This window comes from Mycobacterium terramassiliense (assembly GCF_900157385.1).
GTDB classification, from domain to species: Bacteria; Actinomycetota; Actinomycetes; order Mycobacteriales; family Mycobacteriaceae; genus Mycobacterium; species Mycobacterium terramassiliense.
In genome coordinates this window covers 2,536,139-2,561,833 of the sequence record NZ_LT717701.1, presented here as the reverse complement: position 1 = coordinate 2,561,833, position 25,695 = coordinate 2,536,139, and the positions used below count along the sequence as shown (strand labels likewise).

The following is a 25,695-nucleotide window of genomic DNA, read 5'->3' as shown; positions in this document are numbered from 1 at the left end:
GCGCTAGCCGGGCAGTACCAGCACCGGCACCGGGCTCTCGCGAATGATCTTGGCGCTGCGCGAACCGAGGAACACCCGGCGGATCTCGTCGCGCGGCCGGGTGCCCATCGCCAGGATCTCGCCGTCCTGCCAGTCGACCTTGCGCAGCGCGCCTTCCCAGTCGTGACCGGTGACCACGTCCAGCGCAACGTCGTCACCGACCACCCCGTCGGTCTTCAAGCCCGCCAATACGTTTCGTGCCTGCGACGCCCACGCCTCGAGAATCTGGTCCTCGGCGTCCAACCCGACCTCGGGCGGGTACATCGTCTTGCCCCGGACGGCGAACGTGATCACCCGCAGCGGCACACCGAATCGCTGCGCGGCCTCGCAGCAGCGCCGCACCACCTCGACCGAGTCCGGTGTGGCCGCGTAGGCGCAGGCGAGCCGGGTCAATCCGCCTGTGTGCGCGCGGTATCCGGGTGGGCTGATGGCGACCGGCACGGGCGAGGCGTGCAATAACCAGTCGGCGGTCGTGCCGATCACCACCGGACCGGGCCCGCCGCTGGGCAACGACCCCAGCACGACCACCTCGCCGCCGGCTTCCTGCACGACCTCGATCAGCCCACCCGACACCGACCGGTGCGCGCGATGCACGTAGGCGACCTCGATGCCGTCGGACACCTCGCCGAGGAAACGCGCGGCCTCCTTGGCGGACTCCGCGGCCAGGTTGTCCGCCCACTGCTCGTACTCGGCATCCACGCGGGCGAACGACGGCGTCAGCCAGGGCTTGGGCACGATGGTCGCCACAACGAGCGACGTGCCGAGCGATCGCGCGGCGCGGACGGCCAGGTGCAACCCCGACAGCCCGACCTCGCCGGCCCGGTACCCGACGACGACGGTCACGGCGTTTCACCCTCGTTGAGCGCGCTGTGGTGGCGGCCCCAGGCGAAGTAGAAGATCAGCGCCACCGCGATCCAGGCGGTGAACGCGATCCACGTGTACCAGTGCAGGCTGAACAGGATGTAGCCGCACGCGAGCACCGAAAGTGCCGGCGTGACAGGGTAACCCGGCACTTTGAACGCCCGCGGCAGCTCGGGTTCGCGCACGCGCAGGATGATCACCCCGAGGGATACGACGATGAACGCCGTCAGGGTGCCGATGGACACCATGTCCGTCAGCTTGTCGAGCGGGACGAAGGCGGCCAGGCTCCCCGCGGCCACCGCGACGATCACGGTGTTGCTCACCGGGGTCATGGTGCGCGCGTTCACGGCGGCGAATCGCGACGGCAGCAGCCCGTCGCGGCCCATGGCGAACAGGATCCGCGTCATGCCGTACATGGTGACCAGGGTGACGGAGAAGATGGAGATGACGGCGCCGGCGGCCAGAATCGTGCTGGCCCAGCGGCCGTGGGTGACGTTGTCGAGGATGGTGGCCAGCCCCGCCTCTTGCTGCGCGGCGAAGTCCCGCCACGGCTGGGTGCCGAGCGCGGCCAGCGCGACGAGGACGTACACGGTGGTGACGGTGACCAGCGCCGCGAGGATGGCGCGCGGCATGGTCTTCTGCGGGTCCTTGACCTCGTCGCCCGCCGTCGAGACCGCGTCCAGGCCGATGTAGGAGAAGAAGATGGTGCCGGCCGCCGAGCCGACGCCCGCGACGCCGAACGGGGCGAAGTCCTTGAGCCGGTCGAGGTCGAAGGCCGTGAACGCGAGGATGACGAACATGATCAGCACCCCGAGCTTGGTCAGCACCATGACGGTGTTGACCTTGGCCGATTCGCTGGCGCCGCGGATCAGCAGCAGCGCGCACATCACGATCAGGACGATGGCCGGCAGGTTCACGAGGCCCGGTTCGGTATCCCACGGCGCGGCCGACAGGGCGTGCGGCAGCTGGAATCCGAACGCGTTGTGCAGCAGCTTGTTCAGGTAGCCGCTCCAGGTGACCGAGACTGCGGCGGTCGACACGCCGTACTCCAGCAGCAGGCACGCGGCGACCCCCATCGCGACCGCCTCGCCCAGCGTGGTGTACGCGTAGGAGTACGACGAGCCCGAAACCGGGACCGCGGAGGCCAATTCGGCGTAGCAGATGGCCGCCAGGCCGGCCGCGATGCCGGCGATGAGGAACGAGACGATCACCGCGGGACCGGCCTCGGGCACCGCCTGGGACATGACGAAGAAGATCCCGGTGCCGATCGTCGAGCCGACGCCGAACATGGTGAGCTGAAAGGTGCCGATGCTGCGGTTGAGGTGGTCGGCGGCCCCGCGCGCGGCGTGCGCGCCGACGACGGGACGACGCCGCAGCATCTGCTCCGTCAGGCTGATCGAGCTGGATGGCACGTGCGCCCCCCCTGTTGCGTGGATCAGCTGATTATGCGCATGCCTCCCGCAATGCCGCAGCGAACTGGTCAATCGCCCAGTCGATCTCCTGCGGGGTGACCACCAGGGGCGGCGCGAACCGCAGCGTCGAGGCGTGGGTGTCCTTGACCAGCACGCCGCGGCGCGCCAACCGCAGGCTGATGTCCTTGCCGGTGCCCAGCGCCGGGTCGACGTCCACCCCGGCCCACAGGCCGAGGCCGCGCACCGCAACCACGCCCTCGCCGATCAGCCCCCGCAGGCGGCGGTGCAGGTGCTCCCCTAATTCCCTCGACCGGGCCTGGAATTCGCCACGTCCCAGCATGGCGGCCACGGTGGTGCCGATCGCCGCCGCCAGCGGGTTGCCGCCGAAGGTCGAGCCGTGCTCACCGGGATGCAGCACGCCTAGGATCTCGCGGTCCGCGACCACCGCCGACAGCGGGACCACACCCCCGCCCAGTGCCTTGCCGAGCAGGTAGACGTCCGGCACGACGCCCCACCGGTCGCAGGCGAACGTGTAGCCGGTGCGGGCCAGCCCCGACTGGATCTCGTCGGCGATCAGCAGCACGTTGTGTTCGCTGCACAGCGCGCGGACGGTGGGCAGGTAGTTGTCGGGCGGGACGACGATGCCGGCCTCGCCCTGGATCGGCTCCAGCAGCACCGCCACCGTGTTCTCGTCGATAGCGCGGGCCAGCGCCGCGGCGTGGCCGAACGGCACCGAGCGGAAGCCGGGGGTGAACGGCCCGAACCCGTCCCGCGCCGTCGGGTCCGAGGAGAAGCTGACGATGCTGATCGTGCGGCCGTGAAAGTTGTTGTCGGCCACGATGATGTTCGCCCGGCCCGGCGGGACGCCCTTGACGTCGGAGCCCCACTTGCGGGCCACCTTGAGCGCACTCTCCACGGCCTCGGCGCCCGAGTTCATCGGCAGCACCATGTCTTTGCCGCACAACCCGCCGAGGGCCGCGCAGAACGGTCCGAGGTTGTCGGAATGGAACGCGCGGCTGACCAGGGTGAGGGTATCGAGCTGCGCGTGGGCCGTCGCGGTGATCTCGGGGTGGCGATGGCCGAAGTTGACCGCCGAGTAGGCGGCCAGGCAATCCAGGTAGCGGCGGCCGTCGACGTCGGTGATCCAGGCGCCCTCGGCGCTGGCCGCCACCACGGGCAGCGGCGAATAGTTGTGCGCTGCATGCCTTTCGACCAGCGCGATCGCCGTGTCGGCTTCGGTGTCGAGGATCGTCATTCAGAACACCTCCAATGTGCAGCACTTGACCGAACCGCCGCCCTTGAGCAACTCGGACAGATCCACGCCCACCGGCTCGAAGCCGGCCGCGCGCAGCTGCGCGGCGAAACCGGTTGCGGCCGAAGGCAGCACGACGTGCAGGCCGTCGGAGACAACGTTGAGCCCCAGCACGTACGCGTCGGCGCTTCCGACCACGATCGCGTCGGGAAACAGCGCGCGCAGCTGGTCCCGCGCGGACGCGCCGAACGCCGGCGGGTAGATGGCGATCGTGTGATCGTCGAGGACGCCCAGCGCGGTGTCGAGGTGATAGAAGCGCGGATCGACCAGCTCCAGCGACACCACCGGCATGCCCAGGGCCGCGGAGATTTCCGAGTGGGCGCGCCGGTCGGTGCGAAAGCCATAGCCGGCCAACACCGTATCGCCGACCATCAGCAGATCGCCCTGCCCCTCGTTGACGTGACGGGTCGACACGGGCCGGTAGCCCAGCGATGACATCCATTCGGCGTAGGCCGCCGACTCGCCGGCACGCTCGGCGAATCGGAACCGGGCGACGAGGGCGATGTCGCGGGCGATGAACCCGCCGTTGGCGGCGTAGACCATGTCGGGCAGCCCCGGCACGGGCTCGACCACGTCCACGCGGTGGCCGAGCCGTAGATAGGTCTGGCGTAGGGCCTCCCACTGCGCCTGCGCGACGCGGGCGTCGACGGGCCTGTCGACGTCCATCCAGGGGTTGATCGCGTACTCGACGGCGAAATACGTCGGCGGGGTCATCGCGTACCGCCGCGCCCGGCACCTGCGGACGGGCTTGGCAGGCGCGGGGGTCGCAACGAACGAATCCGTCATAAATCAACGGTATTTGCGTCGCTTGGAACAAGCAAACGACGTTTCTTGCGTGTCTACAGTCGATTTATTGCGCTAGCATCGAATTTACGACGATTTGTTAAAGGGGATAGCGCATGGACCGCCTGGACGAGACCGATGAGCGCATCCTTGGGGAGCTCACCCAGAACGCGAGGGCCACCTTCGCGGAAATCGGCCAGACGGTGAACCTTTCGGCGCCCGCGGTCAAACGTCGCGTCGACCGGATGCTCGACGACGGCGTGATCAAGGGCTTCACGACGGTCGTCGACCCCAACGCGCGCGGCTGGAAGACGGAGGCCTACGTGCAGGTGTTCTGCCACGGCACCATCGCGCCCGATCGGCTGCGTGCGGCGTGGGCGGACATGCCCGAGGTGGTCAGCGCGGCGACGGTCACCGGCACCTCGGATGCGATCCTGCACGTCCTGGCCCGCGACATGCGCCACCTGGAGGCCGCCCTGGAACGCATCCGCTCCAGCGCCGACATCGAACGCAGCGAAAGCATCGTCGTGCTGTCGAACCTCATCGACCGGATGCGGACCTAGCGGCGAATCGAACCGTGACCCTCTGGCTCGCACCGCCGCGTCATTGGCCGAGCGCTCTGTTCAGCAAAGTCGTGAGCCGTGTCTGTTCGCTGGCGCTCAACCGTCGCGTCAACGGCGCAATCCGCTCAGCAATTACCGCGGTGACATCACGCTCCAGGCGGCGGGCCCGCGGGGTGAGCCGCACCCGGACCGACCGGCCGTCGTCTGGGTGAGAGGTCTTGACCACAAGGCCGCGCCGAGCCGCGCGATCGATGAGTCCACTGACGGTCGACCGCTCTAATCCGGTATAGGTCGCCAGATCGGTCACGGTGGGCTCGCGATCGCGCATGATCCCCAGTATCCGAAGCTGTGTCAGCGAGAGGCCGTGTTCGGCAGCCACTTCCGTAAGCGCCGCCATCATCGCAAAAGAGGTTTGCACCAGCGCATCTCGCAAGTCGTCGGAAAGACCCGCGCGGGGCGGCCGATCGGGAGTCATGACGAATAAGGCTACGCCTAAATACGTCGTATTGCGAACTATAATAGTTCTCATTACGATGTAATTGCGCGGGGCGGACCCGCACCGCAGATCCCCGGGAAACCGGTTGCGCAAGCATCTTGTGGGGACGGGAAGAGAAGACCACCATGAAAGCCGCGGTCGTCAGCAGATTCGACGAGCCACCCAGCTACCACGATGTGCCCGTTCCGGTGCCGCAGAAGTCGAGCGAGATGGTGGTCGACGTCGTCGCGACGGCATTGCATCCGCGTGTCCGCTCCCAGGCGGACGGATCGCACTACACCAGCACCGGCGTGCTTCCTCTCGTGCCCGGCATCGATGCCGTGGTCCGGGATTTCCGGGGCGTGCTCTATTACGCCCTTCTGGACGACACCGCGATGGGCACCATGGCGCAGCGCACGGTCGTCGCCAAAGACCGCGTCGTGGCGCTGCCCAATACGGCTGACCCGGTTGCGGTCGCGGCCGCGTTGAATCCAGCGATGTCGTCATGGGTTGCGCTGCGCCACCGGATCAACTTCGAGCGGGGATCGCGCGTGCTGATCCTGGGGGCCACGGGTAGCGCCGGACGCATGGCAATTCAGGTCGCCAAGCGCTTCGGCGCTGACCAGGTCATCGCCGTCGGCCGAAGTCCACAGCGGCTCAGCGCATTGACAGCCCTCGGCGCCGACCGCGTTCTCACCTTCGACCAACTCGACACGGCCGGAGACGTCGATGTCGTCATCGACTACGTGTGGGGGCCACCGACCGCCAAGGGCATGGTCGACCTGCTCTCGCACCGCCGCGACCGGGGCAAAGACGTCATCTGGATAGAAATCGGCTCGATGGCAGGACCCGGCGCCGAGATCCTCTCCGCGGCACTTCGGTCGACCCGCCTGCAGATCGTCGGAAGCGGTATCGGATCAGTGTCCGGCGACACATTCCGAGAGGAGATTCCCAGCATCGCCGAAGCCGTCACCGCGGGAGCGTTCGACGTCCGCACCCGGACGGCGCCGCTAAGCGACGTCACGGCGGTATGGACGCAATCTCTCGGCGAGGACGAACGCGTGGTCTTTCTCCCGTGACTTGACGCGCACGCGCTTCGGGTTCAGACCAGACCCATCGTAGGAATTATCACCTGCTCGGGCTACGGCCCAGCCAGCGAGCCAGACTCGACGGTCGTGGCCGCGGCGGGCGGCGAGATGCGTAGGGCCACGGGCGGTTTCGCTCCGGCACGGAGCTGGCCCGGGCCTGCTTGAGCTGCGTCCGCAGGTGCCCGCGCAGCTCGTGCAGGTCCGGATCCGTCCACCGGTTGTCGGCTTCGATCGGGTCGGCGGTCAGGTCGTACAGCTCCCACTGGTCATCCAGCGGCGAGGCCCGGAAGGCGTCGCCGCCGAGCCCGCTGGCGGTGAGATGCCGCACACCGGGTTCGGTCCAAGTGCCCGGGTCGTCGAAGGTGCGGACCAGCTTCCACAGGTGCCCGGCGCCCCCGGCCGCCTCGTCGACGCGCACGACCAATCCCTCGAAGTTCGAGCCGACATAGGCGGGCACCCGGATCCGCAGCGGCGCAGGCGGATTGGCGGTCCGCTTCAGGCGCCGCGCCAGGCCCGAAGCGCCGGTATCGCCCTCGAGCATGTTGTCGCGGGTCATCAGGTAGACCGCCCGGGCCTCATCGGCCGGCCCCCCGTCCACGACGGGCATGAGGTCGCGGCCCGGCAGGTCGTGGACTTCCGAGAACGACTCGGCCAGTGTGGGCGCGACGGCGGCCACGTCGATGCCGGCGGCCGAAAGCAGCGTGGGCACCAGGTCGACGTGCGAGGTGGGCGCGGTGACGACGCGGGGCCGCGTGGCGTCCGGGCCGACGCGGGCGATCACGAACGGAACGCGGGTGGCCTCGTCGTACAGGTTGAACCATTTCTGGTGCAGCCCACCGTGTGCGCCAAGCAAGTCGCCGTGGTCGGCGGTGCGCACCAGCACCGCGTTGGCCGAGCCGCCCTCGGTGACCGCCCGCCTGACGCGGTCGATCGGCCCGTCCACCTCGGCGTGCAGCCGGTAATAGAGGTCCCGGTAGCGCTGCGCGTTGCGTTCGTAGATCCGGCTGACCGCGGGCGCCGGCCCGTAGCCGGAGTAGTAGGCCTCGCGGAAGGCGATTTGCGCGGCCGGCTTCGTCGACAGGTCCTCGCCGGCGGTGGGCGCCGGGGGCACCGGCGGCGGATCCAAGGGCGATGGCCGCACCGGTCCCCGCCGCGACCAGGTGGGAAACAGCACGATGTCGTGGGGGTTCACGAAGCTGGCCACCAGCAGGAACGGGCGCAGCGCGGCGGGGTCGCCGTCGCGACGGCGGGCGTAGCGGTCAGCGAGCCAGGAGACGACGCGGTCGGCGATCAGCGGGTCGCGGCGAACGCCCGCGTTGGCCAACAGCGCTCCGTGCGGCTCGGGGCCCACCCATCCCGAAAAGCCAAACGGCCCAAGAGGATCGGCGTCCAGGTAACGCCGCACGGCGGCGGCGTCGACCACGCCGTCGTCGGCGTTGGTCGCCAGCGGGCGGCCGGTCGCCGGATCGGCGAGGTCGGCATGCGAGATGTGCCACTTGCCGTCGTAGTGCGTGTCGTATCCGGCCGCGCGGAACCAGTTGCCCAGCGTGGGCACCTCACCCCGGCGGAGCCAACGCATGCGGGAGTCGTCGGCGGTTTTCCCGATGCCGTCGGTCTGGGTGACCCCGTGTAGATCGGGATAGTGCCCGGTGAAAATCGTTGGGCGGCTGGGCACGCAGGCCAGCGAGCCGGTGTAGTGCCGGGCGAAGCTGACGCCGTGATCGTCGAACCACTTGCGCCCGGCCAACGTTCGGTCGCGCCACGCGAGGACGTCGGGCGCCTCGTAGGGCGGAACGGCGCGTTCCTCGTCGGTCATGATGATGATGACATCGGGGCGATCAGACACGGGCACCTTCCAATCGGGTCGCGAGACCGGCAAGCATCACGTCGGACTGCCGCGCCAGAAAGCGGCACAGCACCCGCTCGGCCAGCGTTTGGGCTGGGCGAGAACCGATTTCCACCGTGCTGGTCAGGGTCACGATGGTGGTCGCGGTCGGACCGCCCGGGCCCGCGGCCAGCGTCCAGCGGTTGGCCACCCGGCGCACGCGGCGCGGCAAGCCCTCGATGTCGTAGGCGAGGGCGCGCGGGGGGTCGAACTCGGTGATGCGCTCCACGAGGGCGTCGCGCTTGACCTGAACTCGCCGTGCGGTGCCGACGACTCCCCCGTCGGGGCCGGAGAACAGGACGCACGAGTGATCGACGTTGGCCGCCCACGAACTGATGGAGCCGAAGTCCGCGAGGACGTCCCAGATTCGTTCGGGGCGGGCCGCGATGCTGCGGCTGCGGCGAATGTCGGCCACGCTAGGGCATCGTGTGGAAGATCGTCTCGAGCACGATCGCGAGGGCGCTGGTCGCGACGGCGATCGCGATCGTGACCCAGTCCGCCAGCTTCGGCCGCGCCGGATTGGCCGACAGCTGACCGGTGCCGCCGCGGGCGGTGATCGCGTCGCCCATCTCGTCGGCGCGCCGCAGGGTCACGGTGATGGCGGCGGCCAGCAGGTCGATCAGCTCCAAGGCGTGCCGCCGGCGGCGGCCCTTGCGGCTTCGCGGCACGGGTTTGGGCCGTAGCCGGCGGGCGGCGTAGAGCACCTGGAATTCGTCGATCAGCATCGGGAAGGCGCGCAGGGCCAGCGCCAAAGCGACGGCCCATTCGTCGATCGGGATCCGCAGCAGTTTCAGCGGTCGGCCCAAAATGGCCAGCGCGGGGCCTATTTCGGCGACGTTGGTGGTCCACGACACCATCGCCCCCAGCGCGAGCAGCACGACCGTCAGCGCGGTGATGCGCAGAAAGTTCAGGGCTCCCCCGAGGCCGATCTCCAGCCCGCCCAGCGAGACCTTCGGGGTGCCGCCGGCCAGCGCGGCCGTGATGCCGCCCAGCGCGACGACGATCCACAGCCACCGCGGCACCGACGGCAGCACACCGCGCGGAATGCGCGCGATGCCGGCCGCCGCCAAGACCAGCGCGGCCACCAAACCGATCGTGATCCAGCCCGGGTAGAACGTCAGCAGCACCGACGCGCCGAACACGACCAACAGTTTGGTGCCCGCCCACAGATCGTGAATGGTCGAGGTCCCGGGCACCGGGACCAGCAGCACGACCGGGCGAGACGTGCGCCGGGTGGCGCCGCCCGACGGGGCGGAGGTTGTCGTCATGCCATGCCCCCCGCCGCGGCCGACGTTGATTCCAGTGGTTCCAGCGTGCCGTTGTGCAGGTGCAGGGTGCGCGGGCAGAGGTCCTCCAGCCCGACGAAGTCGTGCGAAATGACCACCACCGTCAGGCCCCGTTCCCGGCGCAGGTCCTCCAGCAATCGCAGCAGGCCCCGCTGGCTGGCGGCGTCCAGCCCGGCCAGCGGTTCGTCGAGGATCAGGGCGCGCGGCGACCGGGCCAGCAGTCCGGCCAGCACGACGCGGCGCATCTGCCCGCCGCTGAGCTGATCGATGCGCCGCTTGGCCAGCGTGGGATCCAGGCCCACGACGCCCAGCGCCGCGGCGACGCGATCGTGATCGCGGGGCGAAAAGCCCGCCGCCGAGGCCACTTCCAGGTCGACGCGGGGCCGCATCAGCTGCAGCCGGGCCGCCTGGAACGACAACGCGACCGCGCCGACCTGCTCGTGCGTGGGCTGACCGTCCATGAGGCAGGCGCCGCTCGTCGGAACGGTCAGCCCCGCCATGATCCAGGCCAGCGTCGACTTGCCGGATCCGTTGCCGCCGTGGATCAGTACGCCGTCGCCCTGCTCCACGGCGAAGCTGACGTCGCGCAGCGCGGTCTTGGCCCACGGGGTGCCGATGCCGTATTCGTGGCCGACGCCGACGAGTTCGAGCACGGGCGCCTGCGAGCCGTGATGAACCGTCCCGGTTCTCGCGGGCGCGACCGCGGTCTCGACCATGCCCGCGTTGTCCGGCGAATCGCTGAGATCGATGGTGCGCTCGGCGGATTCGGCCTCGTTGTTGTAGTGCGTGATGTGCACCAGGGCGGTCCGGTGCCGTTTGGTCAGGCCGGACAGCACGCCGAGCAGCGCTTCCCTGCCCTGCTGGTCGACCATGGTGGTGACCTCGTCGGCGATGAGCAACGCCGGCTCCCGGGCCATCGCCGCGGCCAGCGCCAGGCGCTGCAGTTCGCCCCCGGACAGACTTCCGGTTTCGCGTTCCGCGAGCCCGTCGAGGCCGACCTCGCCCAGCAACCGTTCCACGTCGATCCTGGTGCCGGGCGGCAGACCCCAGACCACGTCGTCGGCGACCCGCGTGCCCAGAACCTGGCTTTCGGGGTGCTGCAGGACGACGGCCGTGCCGCCCAGCTTGCCCAGTCCGACCGCGCCGGGGCGCTGCACGGTGCCCGACGTCGGTTCGCGGCCGGCCAAGATCAGCATCAGCGTGGTCTTCCCGGAGCCGTTGGGCCCGGTCACCGCGACGTGCTCGCCGGCGTGCAGCTCCAGGCTGACCTCGCGCAGCGCGTCCTGTCGCGCACCGGGGTAACGGAACCGCACCTTGTCGAAGCGCACCGGAACCGGGCCGACGGCGCCCCGCTCGCTATCGCTTCCCGCCCAGGCGTCCAATTTGTGCACGTCGGGGATGCCACGCATCCGCTCCAGCAAGCGCGACAACGCCCACCAGCCGATCAGGGACACGATCATGATCCCGACGCAGTAATAGATCAGCACCAGGAACTGCCAGTAGTGCACCGCGACAGCGAAATACCGCTTCAGGTCGCCGGCGGTGCCCTGCATGTGGACCCGGGTCAGGAAGGTGGCGATGCCGTTCACGTTCGAGGTCATCACCTCGAAGATCAGGTGCCGCAGCCGGGTCATCACCATCAGCGCGCCCACGTTCGCGGCGCCGAACGCGAGTCCGGCGATCAGGGACGAGACGATCACGGTCGGCGTGCCCTTGCGCCTGCGCTTGATGACCCCGGTCAGGCCGCCGATGTAGACGCAGTGAACGACGGTCATGAAACCGCCCAGCCCGGCGATCAGGAACGCGATCACCCCGGCGGCCACCGTCGCGGCCAACAGGACGCGGAGCCGGTACCGGTAGGCCAGCAACCCGGTGGGCACGGTGCCCAGCAAGGCCAGCCCCGCCGCGAACGGAACGGCCACGGAGATGATCGCGATCACCGCGCACAGCGCCCCCATGACGGAGGCCTGCGCCAATTCGACCGGCCGCAGCGGTCCGCCCCGATGGCGCGAACGGGAGGGTCGAGGGGCGGTCACTTCATCGATTCTGCCAGGCCGCAGCAGTAACTCGCCGCGCCACACCACGCACCCGGGCTTTCGCGCACGGGCGTGTGGGACTCGTCTCGCTTAGCAAAGCTATGCAAGCATGGAGGCATGAATGCATCCGCCGCCAACCACAGCGATGTCGTTGACGCCGCAAACTCACCCCAGTCCGGCCTGGGCGCCGACCTACTCGCCGTCGTCGCCCGGCTCAACCGGCTGGCCACCCAGCGCATCCAGATGCCGCTGCCCGCGGCGCAGGCCAGGCTGCTGGCCACCATCGAAGCCCACGGGGAAGCCCGAATCGGGGACCTGGCGTCCGTCGATCATTGTTCGCAACCCACGATGACCACTCAGGTGCGCCGGCTCGAGGACGCCGGCCTGGTCACCCGGACCGTCGATCCCGGGGATGCCCGGGCGGTGCGCATCCGCATCACGGCGGACGGGATCCGCACCCTCAACGCCGTCAGGGCCGACCGCGCCGCCGCCATCGAACCGCAATTGGCCCTGCTCGAGCCCGCGGACCGCGAGGTGCTGACCGAGGCGGTCGGGGTGCTGCGGCGGCTGCTCGAGCACGCCGCGCCGGCCCCGCGCCGCCATACCCTGTGACGGCGGGTAGACACTGGAATCGATGTCTGTTCGGTCCGGCCGCGGCGGAAGGGGGCGGTGATTCAGATGGAGGCGTCCGCCAATCCGGCCGCCCCGTTGACCGTGTGGGTCGGACCGAAGAGGTACGTCTTCGCGCCCGGGCGTGACGTGCTGGTGGGCCGCGGCCGGGGCGTCGACATCCCGCTGGATCTCCCCGGCGGCGCCGCCCCGCCGACGCCTCAACCCGACGTGGTGCTGCGGTTCACCGGGAGCCACTGGGTGGCCATCGACAACAGCCCCCGCGGCATGTACGTCAACGGCTCGCGGGTCTCGACGGTCGACCTGCACTCCGGTCAGGCGATCACGATCGGGGACCCGCAGCGGGGCCCCCGGCTGGGCCACCGCCGCCACCGCCCGCGCCGCCGACCGTCGCGCACGACGAGGACGACAAGGCCGCGGGGCTGATCGAGCAGATGAGCACGCGAAAGCTGCGGACCCCGGGCACCTCCTTCCGCACCCAGGAGCCCAATTCGACGTATCGGTTGCCGCTGCAACCCGGGGCGCGCACCAGCGGGGTCGTCGCGCACGGGCTGGGACTCTCGGTCGACGGGCGCGAAGTGCTCAGCGACATTTCGTTCACGGCGAGGCTGGGCACGATGACCGCCGTCGCGGGGCCGTCCGCGGCGCGCAACTCCGCGCTGCTCGAACTGCTCGCCGGCACTCGGGAACCCGGCTCCGGCCAAATCACCGTGGACGGCCACGACGTGCACGCCGAGCCCGAGTCCATGCGCGCCCGGATCGGCCTCGTGCAGCGCGAGGAGCGCCTGCACCCGCGGCTCCGCGTCGAACAGGCCTTGCGATACCAGGCCGAACTGCGCCTGCCGCCGGACACCACGCGCGACCACCGCGAGCGGGTGGTGGACCAGGTGCTGGAGGAACTCGAGCTGACGCCCCACCGGGCCAGCAGGATAAGCAAGCTGCCACCCGAGGTGCGCCGGTGCGTCTCCCTGGCGGTCGAACTGATCACCCGACCGACGCTGCTCGTGGTCGACGAACCCGGCGCCGGTCTGGACGCCGCGCAGCAAGACCACGTGATGGCGGTCCTGCGCCGCCAGGCCGACATCGGCTGTGTCGTGGTGGTGGCGATGTCGGCTGCGTCGTCGCTGAGCGGCCTCAGCGTGTGCGATCAGGTGCTGGTGCTCACCGGCCGGGGCGCGATGGCTTTCCTCGGGGCCCCCCTGCAGGCGGAGTCCGCGATGGGAACCACCGACTGGGCCAAAGTCGTCGAGCAGGTCGCGGCCGATCCCGACGGCGCGGACCCCCCGAGGTCGCCGCGCCATGGCCGCGCCCCGCCGAGCTTCCCGCGAAGCGGCAGCTCCGGCTGCTGGCGCGCCGCCAGCTCCGCCTGATTTTCGCCGACCACCTCTACTTTTTGTTCCTGGCGGTGCTGCCCTTCGTGTTGGCGGCGCTGACGCTGCTGATCCCCGGCGATTCCGGGCTGGAGCGGCCCGCCCCGACCAGCTCCAACGCGCATGAAGCCATCGAGATCCTGGCCGCACTCAACATCGCCGCCGTGATCGTGGGCAGCGCACTGACGATCCGCGCGCTGGTCGAGGAGCGCCGCGTCTTCCGGCGTGAACAGGCAGTCGGGCTGTCGACGGCGGCCTACCTCGCCGCCAAGCTCGTCGTCTTCGGCGTGGCCGCGCTCATCCTGACGGCCGTCTTCTTCGCGATCGTGATCGTCGTGAAGGGCGGCCCGGTGCACGGCGCCGTCCTGTTGGGTGACGCCACGGTCGAGCTGTATGTGAGCGTGGCCTTCACCGCCGTGGTCTCGGCGGCCGTGGGGCTGGCGCTCTCGGCGATGGGCACCCGGATGCGCGAGGTTCTGCCGTTGCTCGTGCCGGTGATCCTGGCCTCACTGCTGTTCAACGGGAGCCTGGTGCAGCTTATGGGCAAGTGGGGCTTTCAGCAGATTTCCTGGTTCGTCCCGGCCCAGTGGGGCTTCGCGGCCTCGGCGTCCACGGTCGACCTGCGCCGGGTCGACGCGCTGGCCGCCAACGCCCAAATGTGGACCCACTATTCGGGCTGGTGGGTGTTCGACCTGGGCATGCTGATGGCCTTCGGTGCGGGTGCGGCCGGCTTCGCGCTGTATCGGCTGCGCGCGCCCAAGCGGGCGGCCCGTCCGCTACATCGCGAACAGCAGGAACTGGGTGACCTGGCTGGGTGAGAAGTTGTTGTCGCTGACCAGCACCACCGATTGGCGACCGTCGGGCAGCTTTGGTCCCAGCGTGATGCCCTCGACGTTGTCCAAGGGCGACAACCCCGGCGTCGCGGACAGATCGACCGCCAGCGTCTTGGTCATCGGGGTCAGCGCCGCACCCTGCATCGACGGCAGCGGCAGCACGTCCGTCGCGGCACCGATCTCGGCGCGGTAGATCCGGATGGTCGGGGGAACCGCCGACGATCGTTCCAGCACCAGGAACGTCGTGTCGGACAGCGCGAGGAGGTCCGAGACGCCGTTGAGGTCGGCGGGCGGCGCGGGTGGTTCCATCGGATAGGCGTACTGGGCCGTCGGCGCCCCGGTGGTGACATCGAACTTGGTGAACCGGGTCAACACGGGCCGGCCGTCATCGCTTTTCGGGCCGTCGTTGTAGCCGGGGTCTTCCATCGCCGCGAACAGCCATTGGCCGTCGGGCGTCAGCGCCACGCCCTCTAGCGCCTTGTTGCGGCGCGGCCCGGTGTGCTGCGTGGACATCGCCAGGTTGGGCGGCAGGCTGAACTGGCCCAGGTAGGCGCCGTCCAGCCCGGCGGTCCTCACCCAGGGGTCCAGCAACACCGGCCCGTCGGTGAGCCGTTCGCCCTCCGAGCACCAATACAGCCGCTGCCGCCCGGGGTCGAAGGCGATGCCCTCCGGGTCCGGGGGAATCACCGGCGGCGTGCTATCCACGGCCAGCGGCGCGAACGGCCGACCGGCGTCGTCGAGCAGCGGGTGGGTGGCGGTGAAGGTGACGTCGTCAATCCCTCTGTCGGACAAGGACAGCCGCACGGTGTAAAAGCGGGCGGGGTTCTTCTCGGAGCGGTCGTCGCTGATCACGTAGTACTGCTGGCGGCCCGCGTCGTAGCTGATCCCCGACAGGCCACCGATGACCGTGCCGTCGAAAGTGGCCCCGAAGGCGACCTGCGACTGGCCGAGGTAGGTCAGCGCCGGCGGGCTCGCCGGAGCCGGGGAACACCCAACGAGGGCCGAGGCCAGGCATAGGCCGCCCACCGCAAGCCCGCGGGCCGGCGCGGCCATCGTGGCGCTACACATAGCGGCGGACGTGGCGGCAGTAGTCGGCGTAGACGTGGCCGTAGCGCTGCCGCATGAATTCTTCCTCGCGCAACACTTGCCGGTGGAACAGCGCGGCGCCGGCGAGCAGGTAGATCAGCGGGACCCAGTTCGGAAACACCAGCAGCTGGCCGACCAGGAAGACGAAGAAGCCGACATAGATCGGGTTGCGGCTCACCGCGAAAATCCCCGTCGTCACCAACCGACCGGGCTCGTCGGCGTCGATGCCGACGCGAAAGCTGGTGCCGAAGGACACCAGGCTCAGTGCCAGGATCCCCACCCCGGCCACGCAGAGCACCACGCCCAGCCAGGCCACGATCGCGGAGTGGAAAAACAGCTGGTCGCCGGCCAGGGGCCAACCGAAGGCGGCCGCGAACACCGTATAGAAGTAGAACAGCGCCACCGGCGGGATCAGGTAGTCCGTCTTGTCCAGCTTCCCGAAATGCAGGGCTTGGATGCCGGCCCGGCGCAGCAGCACGACCCGGCCCGCGACGGTGCCGATCAGCAGCACAACCGTCAGGGCGGCCAGATATCGCGGCACCGTTCGATCATGGCACCGACATGGTGGCGCCGAGCTTGTTTGCGGCGCCCGATCTGCGGGTTACCGTCCTTCTATGGCGCCAGAAAAGACAAGCACTGCCGAGCACCTGCGCAACGCCCTCGACGGGCGGTGGCGCGACGTGAAGAACCGGATGCGGGCCACGATGACCGAGGACCTGTTCCGCCCGCACTACACCCCCAACACGGTGATCGCCCGCACCAAGGTGGCCGAGCAGCTGAGGATCATGGCCGCGTTCGGTGCCGCCGCCGACAACTTCCGCAAGGAGCACGGCGGGACCGGCGACGTGGGCGCGGCGATCACGATGATCGAGATGCTGGCGATGTCGGACCTGTCGCTGATGGTGAAGGCCGGGGTGCAGTGGGGGCTGTTCGGCGGCGCCGTCGAGAACCTGGGCACCGAGCGCCACCACGAGGCCTACGTGAAGAAGATCATCAGCCTCGAGTTGCGTGGCTGCTTTGCGATGACCGAGACCGGGCATGGCAGCGACGTCCAGTCGCTGGAGACCACCGCGACGTACGACCCCGAGACCGACGAGTTCGTCATCGACTCCCCCACCCCGACCGCCCGCAAGGACTACATCGGCGGCGCCGCCCAAACCGCAACCATGGCAGCGGTTTTCGCGCAGCTGATCACCACCGAGGACGGCAAGCCGGTCAACCACGGCGTGCACTGCCTGCTGGTGCCCATCCGCGACGACGACGGCAACGACTTGCCCGGGGTGACGACGTCCGACTGCGACTACAAGGGCGGCCTGCCCGGCGTCGACAACGGCAGGATCGTGTTCGACCACGTCCGCGTCCCGCGGGTGAACCTGCTGAACAAATACGGCGACGTCGCCGCCGACGGCACGTACAGCTCGCCGATCGACAACCCCAACCGCCGCTTCTTCACCATGCTGGGCACGCTGGTGCGCGGCCGCATCACGGTGGGCGGCAGCGCGGGCGCCGCCGGTCGCGTCGCGCTGGACATCGCCACCCGGTATGCGTTGCAGCGCAGGCAATTCTGCGCGCCCGGCGACGAGAAGGAGGTGCTGATCATGGATTACCTGGTGCATCAGCGCCGGCTGTTCCCGTTGATCGCCCGCTCCTACGCCCTGCAGTTCGCCCAGAACGAGCTGGTGGGCCGTTGCCACGACATCCAGACCGCGGACGCGCCGGACGCCGACGAGCAACGCGAGCTCGAAGCGCGCGCCGCCGGGCTGAAGGCGGCCAACACCTGGCACGCCTCGCGAGCCATCCAGGAGGCGCGCGAGGCCTGCGGCGGCGCGGGCTACATGGCCGAGAACCGGCTGATCGGGCTGCGCGGCGACACCGACGTCTTCACGACGTTCGAGGGCGACAACCACGTGCTGACCCAGTTGGTGGCCAAGGAGCTGCTGACGGCCTACGCCGATGACATCCGCAGCATGAGCCCCGTCGAATGGGTGCGCTTCGCCGCCAACACCGTCGGCGAGCGGGTGCGCAAACGCACTGCGGCGGAAGCGATCATGCAGACCCTCGTCGACGCCCGCCAGGACAGCGAGGAGGAGGGCAGCCTCTTCAACCGCGGCACCCAGGTGAACATGTTCGAGGAGCGCGAGGACTATCTGCTGTCGTCGGTCGCGCGCCGGCTACAGGGCAAGTCCAAGGAGATGTCGGAGTTCGACGCGTTCAATGCCGTGCAGGATCACGTGCTGCACGCCGCGAACGCGCACATCGACCGAATCGTGTTGGAGGCGTTCGTCGCCGGGATCGACTCGTGCGAGGACGAGCAGGCGCGCGATCTGCTCGACATGGTCTGCGACCTGTACGCGTTGTCGGTGATCGAGGAAGACAAGGCCTGGTACATCGAGCACGGCTACCTCTCGACGGGCCGGGCCAAGGCGGTCACCCGCGGCATCAACGATCGCTGCCGCAAGCTGCGCCCGTACGCCGAGACGCTGGTCGACGGGTTCGGCATCCCGGAGCCGCTGCGCTACGCCGAGATGCTGCACCCGGAGAACCTGCCGGACTGAGCCGGCGGCGCGGCCGTAAGCGGTTGCGCGGCAATGCTATTGGTGCGGGATCGCGCCGAGCGCCTGCAGCTTGCCGTCCGAGCCGATCTTGAACTTCACCGTGCCGATCCCGGTGGGACAGCAGGGCTCGTCCTTTCCGACCTGCCATTGGTATTGGACCGTGACGGTGTCGTCGGAGGGCGGTAGCACGGTGATGTAGGGCTTCGGGTTCGGGGTGGGCGGGCCCAGCGGGGTGTTGTGGTCGAAGAACAACAGTTGCTGCGGCGTCGACTCGCTGGCGATGGTCGGGATGATCTGAACCCAATACAAGCGGCACTTGTTGGTGTGCCCCCTTGCGATTTCGACCCAGCTCGAGCCCGGGACCTCCACCGGGNCCGATCCCGGTGGGACAGCAGGGCTCGTCCTTTCCGACCTGCCATTGGTATTGGACCGTGACGGTGTCGTCGGAGGGCGGTAGCACGGTGATGTAGGGCTTCGGGTTCGGGGTGGGCGGGCCCAGCGGGGTGTTGTGGTCGAAGAACAACAGTTGCTGCGGCGTCGACTCGCTGGCGATGGTCGGGATGATCTGAACCCAATACAAGCGGCACTTGTTGGTGTGCCCCCTTGCGATTTCGACCCAGCTCGAGCCCGGGACCTCCACCGGGACCGATGCGATGGCCTTGCGCACCGTGTCGGCCGAGGGCCCGTCGGAGTCCTTGCACGTGTCGGCGCGCGGGGCCGGCGGTGCCGAGGGCTTTCCGCCGCAAGCCGTGGCCAACAAAAGCAGCAGAATCACAAACTGGCGACGCACACTGTGAGCTTAACGAAAACTGTGAATGTCCCATCTGTTTCGTCCCAACCCCTATTCCGGGGCGCAATTGCGGGCTCCCGTGGGTAATCTGGGCGGCGTCGCGGATCGGCGTTGACCTGCGATTACCCGGTCGGCAGCGGGTTTTCCGGACACTTCACACATCGCTCGGGATCCGGTGAGAGGAAGCCGTAAAGCGGCGGAAACATCGGGCGCCCGATGCCGAAACATCGTTATCGCACCATTTAGCGCAATAGGCCTTGCGCGCTCGAGGAGGGAATCAGGCGTGGCTACCGAGCCTCGCGGCGCCAGTACCGACGCCGTGAACAGCATGTGCGCCTACTGCGGTGTCGGCTGCGGCATGGTGTTACAGGTCACAACCGACCCGGAGAGCGGCCGGCGTCACGTCGCGAAATCGATTGGAAGCACCAGCCACCCGGCCAACTTCGGCCGCCTGTGCACCAAGGGAGCGACCACGGCGGACCTGCTGGCCGCGCCGGGACGGCTGGATGTTGCACACGCGCGAGCCGACCGCGGCGAATCGCTCGAACCGCTCGACATCGACGACGCGATCACCCGGAGCGCGAAGTGGCTGCGGGCGATCATCGACCAGCACGGCCCCGACGCCTTCGCGATGTATGTGTCGGGCCAGATGTCCCTCGAGGCCCAGTACTTGGCGAACAAGCTGACCAAGGGATTCATCCGCACCAACCAGATCGAGTCCAATTCGCGGCTGTGCATGGCCAGCGCGGGTTCCGGGTACAAACTGTCCCTCGGGGCGGACGGCCCGCCCGGTTCTTACCAAGACTTCGACCGCGCGGACGTCTTCTTGGTCATCGGCTCCAATATGGCCGACTGCCACCCGATCCTGTTCCTGCGCATGATGGACCGCGTCAAGGCCGGCGCGAAGCTGATCGTGGTGGACCCGCGTCGCACCGCAACCGCGGAGAAGGCGGACCTGTTCCTTCAGATCGCCCCCGGCTCGGACCTCGCGCTGCTCAACGGGCTGCTGCACCTGATCGTCGAAAACGGCCAGACAGAACCGGATTTCATCGCCGAGTTCACCGAGGGCTGGGAGGAGATGCCGAGCTTCCTCGCGCAGTACGCCCCCGACGCGGTCAGCGAAATCACCGGCCTCGCAATCGAAGACATCCGCACGGCCGCGCGCTGGATCGGCAACGCCGAAAACTTCCTGAGCTGCTGGACGATGGGCCTCAACCAGAGCACCCACGGCACCTGGAACACCAACGCGATCTGCAACCTGCACCTGGCGACCGGCACGATCTGCAAACCCGGCAGCGGCCCCTTCTCGCTCACCGGGCAGCCCAACGCCATGGGCGGCCGCGAAATGGGTTACATGGGGCCGGGTCTGCCGGGTCAGCGCTCCGTGCTGTCGGCCGCCGACCGCCAGTTCGTCGAGGAAGTCTGGAGCATTCCGCGCGGGTCGCTGCGCACCGAGGTGGGCACCGGCACGATCGACATGTTCTCCCGCATGGCCGACGGCCACATCAAGGCGTGCTGGATCGTCTGCACCAATCCCGTTGCCAGCGTTGCCAATCGCAAGACGGTGCTGGCCGGCCTGGAGCGCGCCGACCTGGTGATCACCCAGGACGCGTTCCTGGAGACCGAGACCAACGAGTACGCCGACATCGTGCTGCCCGCCACGCTGTGGACGGAGTCGGAGGGCGTGATGATCAATTCCGAGCGCAACCTGACCCTGTTTCAGCCGGCCGTCGAGGCGGCGGGTCAGGCCCTACCGGACTGGCAGATCATCGCCCGGATCGCCTGCGAGATGGGCTTCTCGGACTCGTTCACCTACGCCTCGGCGGAGGAGGTCTTCGAGGAGATCAAGCGGTTCTGGAATCCCGCGACGGGCTATGACCTGCGCGGCACCAGCTACGACCGGTTGCGGCGGACACCACTGCAATGGCCGTGCCCACCGGAGGGCACCGCGGACCGCAACCCGATCCGCTATCTCAACGACGGAATCAGCCAGACTCGACTGGTCCGCGAGGACGGCGGCGCGCCCCGATTGGCCTTCCCGACGCCGAGCGGGCGCGCGGTGTTCTTCGCCCGCCCGCACCTGCCGCCCGAGGAAATGCCCGACGACGACTACCCCTTCCTGCTGAACACCGGACGCCTGCCGCACCAATGGCACACCATGACCAAGACCGGCAAGGTCGCCAAACTCAACAAGCTCAACCCGGCGCCGTTCGTCGAGATCCACCCCGACGACGCCGCGCGACTGCAGATCTCGGGATCAGATCGGGTCGAAGTGTCGTCGCTCCGCGGCCGCGCCGTGCTGCCCGCCGTGGTGACCGACCGGGTGCGGCCCGGTAACTGCTTCGCCCCCTTCCATTGGAACGACGCCTTCGGCGAGTACCTGGCGATCAACGCCGTCACCAACGACGCGGTCGACCCCCTGTCGCACCAACCCGAGTTCAAGGCGTGCGCGGTCGCCCTGACCAAGGTCGCCGCCGCACCCGATGTGGCCCCCGAACCCGCGGCGGCCGCCGACACACGAGAAGCCGGACAGGAAAACAGCGTGTCACCCGTCGACGCCCTCGCCGCATTGTTCGGCGTAGCAGACGAACCCGCCCCGGAATTCGACGAGCGGGGCCGCTCCTACCTCGCCGGCATGCTGGCCGGATTGCGGTCCGAAGCCGGCCGCCGCGCCGGCGGCGTGCCCACGCTGCCCGTCAGCGCGCCGTTCGACACCCGCACCCGGCTATGGGTGGACGGCGTTCTCGCCGGGATGTTCGCCCGCAGCGAAGGGCCCGGTTCGACGCCGGAATTCCCCAACCCATCGCCCGGCGGCACCCCCACCGGCCCAGGGCCCCAAGCGGATTCGGCGCCCAAACGTGGGCCGGTCGTGGTGTTGTGGGCCTCCCAGACCGGGAACGCGGAGGAGCTCGCCGCCGACGCCGCCGCGCAATTGGGCGAGGCCGGCGTGCCGGTCGCGTTGCACGGCATGGACGACTTCCCCGCGGCGCAGCTCCCGACGACGCGGGAGCTGCTGCTGATCACCAGCACCACCGGCGACGGCGATCCCCCGGACAACGGCGCCGCCCTGTGGCGGGCGCTGACTTCCGACAGCGCACCACGATTCACCGACACCCGGTATGCCGTTCTCGCACTGGGCGATTCGAACTACGATGACTACTGCGGTCATGGGCGCAAGCTCGATGAGCGCCTAGCCGAGCTGGGCGCAACCCGCATCGTCGAGCGGGTCGACTGCGAACCCGACTACGAGGACGCGGCGGCCACCTGGCTGAGCAGGGTCATCCAAGCGCTGGCCCGCACCCCGGCGCGGGCGGGTCGCGACGGCGGCGCGACCGCGGCCGCGTCCACGCCGACCCGGCCGGCCAACGGCTCCCAGGCGGTCGGGTACACCAAGAAGCATCCCCTGATCACCGACATGGCCCGCAACATCAAGCTGGGCCAGCCGCAATCGGCAAAGGATGTGCGGCAGTTGGTCTTCCGCGTGCCGGAGGGCTCGATCAGCTACGAGGCCGGCGACGCGCTCGGGGTGTGGCCGCGCAACAGCGATCGGCTGGTCGACGAATGGCTGTCTGTCACCGGACTGGACGGGCAGACCCCGGTCGAGGTTGGCGAGCACGGCTTGATGTCGTTGCGCTCGGCGCTGACCGAGCGCATCGAGATCGCCCACATCAGCCGGGACCTGGTGCGCTTCGTGCAGGAGCGCACCGGCGACGCGAAACTCGCCGAGCTGCTCAAGCCCGAAAACAGGGCGGACCTGAGCAATTGGGCATGGGGGCGCCAGTCCATCGACCTGCTGGCACAGCTGCCCGTCTACGCATCGGCCCACGAGTGGCTCAGGGTCCTCAAACGCCTTCAGCCGCGCCTGTACTCGATCTCGTCGAGCCCCAAGGAGTGCCCCGCCGAAGTCCACCTGACGGTATCGCCGGTGCGCTACAACTTCCAGGGCGTCCCGCGCCGCGGGGTCTGCTCGACCTACCTCGCCGACCGCTCCCCGGGCGATCGCGTCGCCGTCTTCCTGCAGCAGTCGAGCAACTTCCGGCCGCCCAGTGACCCGGACACGCCGATGATCATGATCGGTCCGGGCACCGGCATCGCGCCCTTCCGCGGCTTCCTGCAGGAACGCCGCGCCCTCGGGCACACCGGCCCCAACTGGCTGTTCTTCGGCGAACAGCACGCCGCCACCGACTTCTACTACCGCGACGAGATCGAGCAGATGCGGGCCGAAGGGCTGCTGACCGAACTGGACCTGGCGTTCTCGAGGGACCAGCGCGAAAAGGTCTACGTGCAGCACCTGATGCGCAATCGCGGGGCCCAGCTGTGGCGCTGGCTGCAGGACGGCGCGCAGCTGTACGTCTGCGGTAACGCCGATCCCATGGCCAAGGATGTCGACCGCGCGCTCTGCGACATCGCGGCCGCGCACGGCAACCTCGAGCCGGACGCGGCGAGGGCCTACGTCCAATCCCTGGGCGCCGACAAGCGCTACCACCGCGACGTCTACTGAAGCCCACCCGCCGGCCTTTAATACGACGGAAACATCGCACACCCGCCGCCGAAACATCCCCGTCGCAGCATTGCCTCAGCTGGTTGCGTCGAGGAGGAACCATGGGCGTGGCTCGGGAGTGCGATGGGCCCGATCGGGTCATGAAAAGCGTCTGCCCGCTGCGGTGCCGGCTGCGTCCCGAAGGCCGGGCGTCGGCCACCGGCCAGGTCGCTTGGGCCGGGCTGCCGGTCAACCTCGACATGGCGTTCTCGCGGGAGCAGCGCGACAAGGTCTACGTGCAACACGTGATGCGCAGGCAGGGCAGCCAGCTGTGGCGGTGGGTGCACGGCGACCCCCAAGTCTGCGTCTGCGAAGCCGCGGCCGAGGACGAGCACCTCACCAGCAGCAACAGTTAACACCGGCGGTCTGGGCCGACGTGTTCGTCGCGGACGTTGACGGTGTCACCGACTCCGCGGAACGGGCTGTCCATACACGGCGACCACGACGGTGCGGTCCGGGCTGTTGTCTGACCACACGCCGATCGCGGTGTTGGCGCAGTCGCGGATGATCGCCATGTCGTCGGGGTTGTAGTACCACTGGTTGACCAGCTCGAGGCTGCTGATGGCGATGGCCGGATTGATCGCCACCGTCTCGGCCGCCTTGCCGTTGAAGCCCGCGGCGTTGGCGCGGTCCTGCGGTGTTGATCCGTCAGATCCCATGTCATCGTTGATGTTTCGGTTGCCGATCATGTCCTCCGCGTGCCATTCGGCGGCCAGCGTCAGCGCATTGTTTCTGATGACGTCGTTCGTGCAGCCCGCCTGGTGCTGCAGGGTGTAGACGGCGGAGACGACGGCGCTGTTGAGCCTCTTGTTGTCGGCATGCGCGGCGGGAGCGCCCAGCACCGCTGCGCCCAAACCGCTTGCGACGATAGACACCAGCTGCGCGGCGCGCGGAGCCCGGACGGACATTCGTGGCCTCCGATCACACCGGGTCGAAACGCGAAACCAGCCAGCGACCGTTGAGCTTGTCCAGCGTGACCCGAACGACAGGCTGGGTATCCGTGGGAGCGCCCTCGCCGATCGTCACGGTTTGGTCGACGAACAACACCACCACGGCGTGATTGCCTGTCGCCGAGACCGAGGCCGCCGCGTTGACCTTGGCCGTCGACGAGATGTGCTTTTCTTTGGCTCCCGGAATGACGACCTGCCGCGTCAGCTCGGCGTAGGCATCCTTGAACTCGCCGGTGAGCCGTTCGCGCGCCGCGCCCAGGTCCTTTTCTACCGAGTCCGCCTTGTAGGACAGCAAGACCACCGTGTCTTCGCTGGCCGCACGCACCGATTCGGAACGGGCTCGCGCGAGGTCGTCGGCCGAACCGGCGACCCACCTGAAGTAGCCCGCCGCGATCGCCAGCACCAACGCGACCGCGGGCAGGACACCAATCGCGAACACGCGCGTCCACGCGATCGGCCGCCTTTCCCGGCGGTCATCGGGCTCGTCATCGGGCGCCTCGTCGGTGTCGATGGCGTCCGAATCCCGGTGCGTGGTGCCGTCTTTGTCCTCATCGAGCGCTGTAGCCTCGATGCTTTCGGTCGTCTCGCCGAGAGTCGTCATGGCACGAACACCACGTTGGACACCTTGGCGTCTTTGGCGCCGACCGACCGGACCTCGATTCTCATCCGCCACTCCCGCGGCGCCTCCTCACCGCCGGCGGTTCGGGACTTGACGGCGACCGCGACCAGCACCTGGGCCGAATCGCCGCGCTGAGATTCCAGCCCGGCGTCGGTGACCGTACCTTCGGATTTCGACTGCGCCGCCTTCACGACCTCGACGAACGGCTTGGACCGTTGCTCGAAATCGTCGCGGAAGGCGCCGGTGGACAGGTCGAGGATCCGTTGCACGTCGGCGTCGGCCTCGGTGTAGTTGATGGTCGTGAGGTTGACCGCACCCTGGCGAGCGACCTGAACGTATAAGTCGCGCTTGGCTTTAGCCTCACGTTCTTGGTAGGCCCGGTAACCCAGCCAGCCGGTTAATCCGGCGAGCGCCACCACGAGCGCCGCGCTCACCACGACCGCAGCTGCCGTGCGCGAGAGCCGAGGGGTGGCCCGCCGCCGCCAGCGCGCCGGCCGCCTCCCGGATGTCGGCTGCTCGTCCCCTTCGACGTCGGGGGTGTCAGGCTCAGTGGATTGTTCGGCCATGTTGCTCCTTCGATGC

At 68.9% G+C, this 25,695-nt stretch carries 20 protein-coding genes and 3 pseudogenes; 7 read left to right on the top strand and 16 right to left on the bottom strand.

Annotation, left to right across the window (positions count from 1 at the left end):
• Positions 1-3: 3 nt before the first annotated feature.
• From MTAB308_RS26700 to ddaH, 4 genes are read right to left on the bottom strand one after another with little or no spacing between them, the layout of a single operon-like run.
• Positions 4-882, bottom strand: coding sequence for a universal stress protein (locus tag MTAB308_RS26700; protein ID WP_077103667.1), 879 nt, complete (start codon positions 880-882; stop codon positions 4-6).
• Positions 879-2,312, bottom strand: coding sequence for an amino acid permease (locus tag MTAB308_RS26695; RefSeq protein ID WP_077103665.1), 1,434 nt, complete (start codon positions 2,310-2,312; stop codon positions 879-881). Before MTAB308_RS26695 ends, MTAB308_RS26700 begins: the two co-directional genes overlap by 4 nt.
• Before the next feature lie 31 nt (positions 2,313-2,343).
• Positions 2,344-3,567 carry an ornithine--oxo-acid transaminase gene (gene rocD / locus MTAB308_RS26690; protein WP_077103663.1) on the bottom strand — a complete coding sequence of 408 codons (1,224 nt, stop codon included), beginning with the start codon at positions 3,565-3,567 and terminating at the stop codon, positions 2,344-2,346.
• Positions 3,568-4,410, bottom strand: a complete 843-nt coding sequence (ddaH, locus tag MTAB308_RS26685; RefSeq protein WP_077103661.1) for a dimethylargininase — start codon at positions 4,408-4,410, stop codon at positions 3,568-3,570.
• Between the two features lie 113 nt (positions 4,411-4,523).
• On the opposite strand from ddaH, the gene MTAB308_RS26680 reads away from it, so the two are divergent.
• On the top strand, positions 4,524-4,970 hold the full coding sequence (locus MTAB308_RS26680; protein WP_077103659.1) for an Rv2324 family transcriptional regulator: 447 nt from the start codon (positions 4,524-4,526) through the stop codon (positions 4,968-4,970).
• A 40-nt stretch (positions 4,971-5,010) separates the two neighbouring features.
• Here the strand turns inward: MTAB308_RS26680 and MTAB308_RS26675 are convergent, their stop codons facing one another.
• Complete coding sequence (locus MTAB308_RS26675) at positions 5,011-5,445, bottom strand: MarR family winged helix-turn-helix transcriptional regulator (protein ID WP_077103657.1); 435 nt, start codon at positions 5,443-5,445, stop codon at positions 5,011-5,013.
• A gap of 146 nt (positions 5,446-5,591) precedes the next feature.
• Between MTAB308_RS26675 and MTAB308_RS26670 the strand changes: the two genes are divergently transcribed.
• The gene (locus MTAB308_RS26670; RefSeq protein ID WP_077103654.1) at positions 5,592-6,524 is read left to right on the top strand and encodes a quinone oxidoreductase family protein; all 933 of its coding nucleotides are present in this window, start codon (positions 5,592-5,594) and stop codon (positions 6,522-6,524) included.
• A 49-nt stretch (positions 6,525-6,573) separates the two neighbouring features.
• On the opposite strand, the gene MTAB308_RS26665 is transcribed toward MTAB308_RS26670, so the two are convergent.
• Genes MTAB308_RS26665 through MTAB308_RS26650 form a run of 4 tightly spaced genes read right to left on the bottom strand, consistent with a single transcriptional unit; the run spans position 6,574 to position 11,740 of the window.
• Positions 6,574-8,379, bottom strand: coding sequence for a sulfatase-like hydrolase/transferase (locus tag MTAB308_RS26665; protein ID WP_077104846.1), 1,806 nt, complete (start codon positions 8,377-8,379; stop codon positions 6,574-6,576).
• Positions 8,372-8,833: an SRPBCC family protein gene (locus MTAB308_RS26660; protein WP_077103652.1), complete on the bottom strand. Its 462-nt coding sequence runs from the start codon at positions 8,831-8,833 to the stop codon at positions 8,372-8,374. Before MTAB308_RS26660 ends, MTAB308_RS26665 begins: the two co-directional genes overlap by 8 nt.
• A 1-nt stretch (position 8,834) precedes the next feature.
• Positions 8,835-9,686, bottom strand: coding sequence for a CbiQ family ECF transporter T component (locus MTAB308_RS26655; protein ID WP_077103650.1), 852 nt, complete (start codon positions 9,684-9,686; stop codon positions 8,835-8,837).
• Positions 9,683-11,740 carry an ABC transporter ATP-binding protein gene (locus tag MTAB308_RS26650; RefSeq protein WP_077103648.1) on the bottom strand — a complete coding sequence of 686 codons (2,058 nt, stop codon included), beginning with the start codon at positions 11,738-11,740 and terminating at the stop codon, positions 9,683-9,685. The genes MTAB308_RS26655 and MTAB308_RS26650 overlap by 4 nt, the downstream gene beginning before the upstream one ends.
• Positions 11,741-11,857: 117 nt before the next feature.
• Between MTAB308_RS26650 and MTAB308_RS26645 the strand changes: the two genes are divergently transcribed.
• Both MTAB308_RS26645 and MTAB308_RS26635 read left to right on the top strand, forming a co-directional pair.
• Positions 11,858-12,352 carry a MarR family winged helix-turn-helix transcriptional regulator gene (locus tag MTAB308_RS26645; RefSeq protein WP_077103646.1) on the top strand — a complete coding sequence of 165 codons (495 nt, stop codon included), beginning with the start codon at positions 11,858-11,860 and terminating at the stop codon, positions 12,350-12,352.
• A gap of 60 nt (positions 12,353-12,412) precedes the next feature.
• Positions 12,413-14,558: pseudogene (locus MTAB308_RS26635) on the top strand (ATP-binding cassette domain-containing protein).
• Here the strand turns inward: MTAB308_RS26635 and MTAB308_RS26630 are convergent.
• Together MTAB308_RS26630 and MTAB308_RS26625 are read right to left on the bottom strand one after the other, a co-directional pair.
• A complete protein-coding gene (locus tag MTAB308_RS26630) occupies positions 14,517-15,626 on the bottom strand; it encodes an esterase-like activity of phytase family protein (protein ID WP_077103642.1) in 1,110 nt (369 codons plus the stop codon). The pseudogene MTAB308_RS26635 and the gene MTAB308_RS26630 sit on opposite strands and share 42 nt — an antisense overlap.
• 7 nt (positions 15,627-15,633) lie before the next feature.
• Positions 15,634-16,200 (bottom strand): methyltransferase family protein, encoded by a 567-nt coding sequence (locus tag MTAB308_RS26625; RefSeq protein ID WP_077103640.1) that lies wholly within the window; start codon positions 16,198-16,200, stop codon positions 15,634-15,636.
• 73 nt (positions 16,201-16,273) lie between these two features.
• On the opposite strand from MTAB308_RS26625, the gene MTAB308_RS26620 reads away from it, so the two are divergent.
• Positions 16,274-18,214 carry an acyl-CoA dehydrogenase family protein gene (locus tag MTAB308_RS26620; protein WP_077103638.1) on the top strand — a complete coding sequence of 647 codons (1,941 nt, stop codon included), beginning with the start codon at positions 16,274-16,276 and terminating at the stop codon, positions 18,212-18,214.
• A 36-nt stretch (positions 18,215-18,250) separates the two neighbouring features.
• Here MTAB308_RS26620 and MTAB308_RS26615 read toward each other — a convergent pair.
• Both MTAB308_RS26615 and MTAB308_RS30695 read right to left on the bottom strand, forming a co-directional pair.
• Positions 18,251-18,577, bottom strand: a pseudogene (locus tag MTAB308_RS26615) (LppP/LprE family lipoprotein); the annotation flags it as partial.
• A 13-nt stretch (positions 18,578-18,590) separates the two neighbouring features.
• Positions 18,591-18,989: pseudogene (locus MTAB308_RS30695) on the bottom strand (LppP/LprE family lipoprotein); the annotation flags it as partial.
• Between the two features lie 343 nt (positions 18,990-19,332).
• On the opposite strand from MTAB308_RS30695, the gene MTAB308_RS26605 reads away from it, so the two are divergent.
• Both MTAB308_RS26605 and MTAB308_RS26600 read left to right on the top strand, forming a co-directional pair.
• The gene (locus tag MTAB308_RS26605; RefSeq protein ID WP_077104844.1) at positions 19,333-23,505 is read left to right on the top strand and encodes a bifunctional nitrate reductase/sulfite reductase flavoprotein subunit alpha; all 4,173 of its coding nucleotides are present in this window, start codon (positions 19,333-19,335) and stop codon (positions 23,503-23,505) included.
• A 140-nt stretch (positions 23,506-23,645) separates the two neighbouring features.
• A complete protein-coding gene (locus MTAB308_RS26600; RefSeq protein ID WP_077104842.1) occupies positions 23,646-23,900 on the top strand; it encodes a hypothetical protein in 255 nt (84 codons plus the stop codon).
• 45 nt (positions 23,901-23,945) lie between these two features.
• Here MTAB308_RS26600 and MTAB308_RS26595 read toward each other — a convergent pair whose 3' ends face one another.
• The 3 genes from MTAB308_RS26595 to MTAB308_RS26585 are packed head-to-tail and all read right to left on the bottom strand — an operon-like array spanning position 23,946 to position 25,679.
• Positions 23,946-24,452: a CAP domain-containing protein gene (locus tag MTAB308_RS26595; RefSeq protein WP_077103636.1), complete on the bottom strand. Its 507-nt coding sequence runs from the start codon at positions 24,450-24,452 to the stop codon at positions 23,946-23,948.
• Between the two features lie 13 nt (positions 24,453-24,465).
• Positions 24,466-25,095 carry a hypothetical protein gene (locus MTAB308_RS26590; protein WP_245831501.1) on the bottom strand — a complete coding sequence of 210 codons (630 nt, stop codon included), beginning with the start codon at positions 25,093-25,095 and terminating at the stop codon, positions 24,466-24,468.
• Positions 25,092-25,679, bottom strand: coding sequence for an Mce protein (locus MTAB308_RS26585; RefSeq protein ID WP_077103634.1), 588 nt, complete (start codon positions 25,677-25,679; stop codon positions 25,092-25,094). Before MTAB308_RS26585 ends, MTAB308_RS26590 begins: the two co-directional genes overlap by 4 nt.
• Positions 25,680-25,695: the final 16 nt, after the last annotated feature.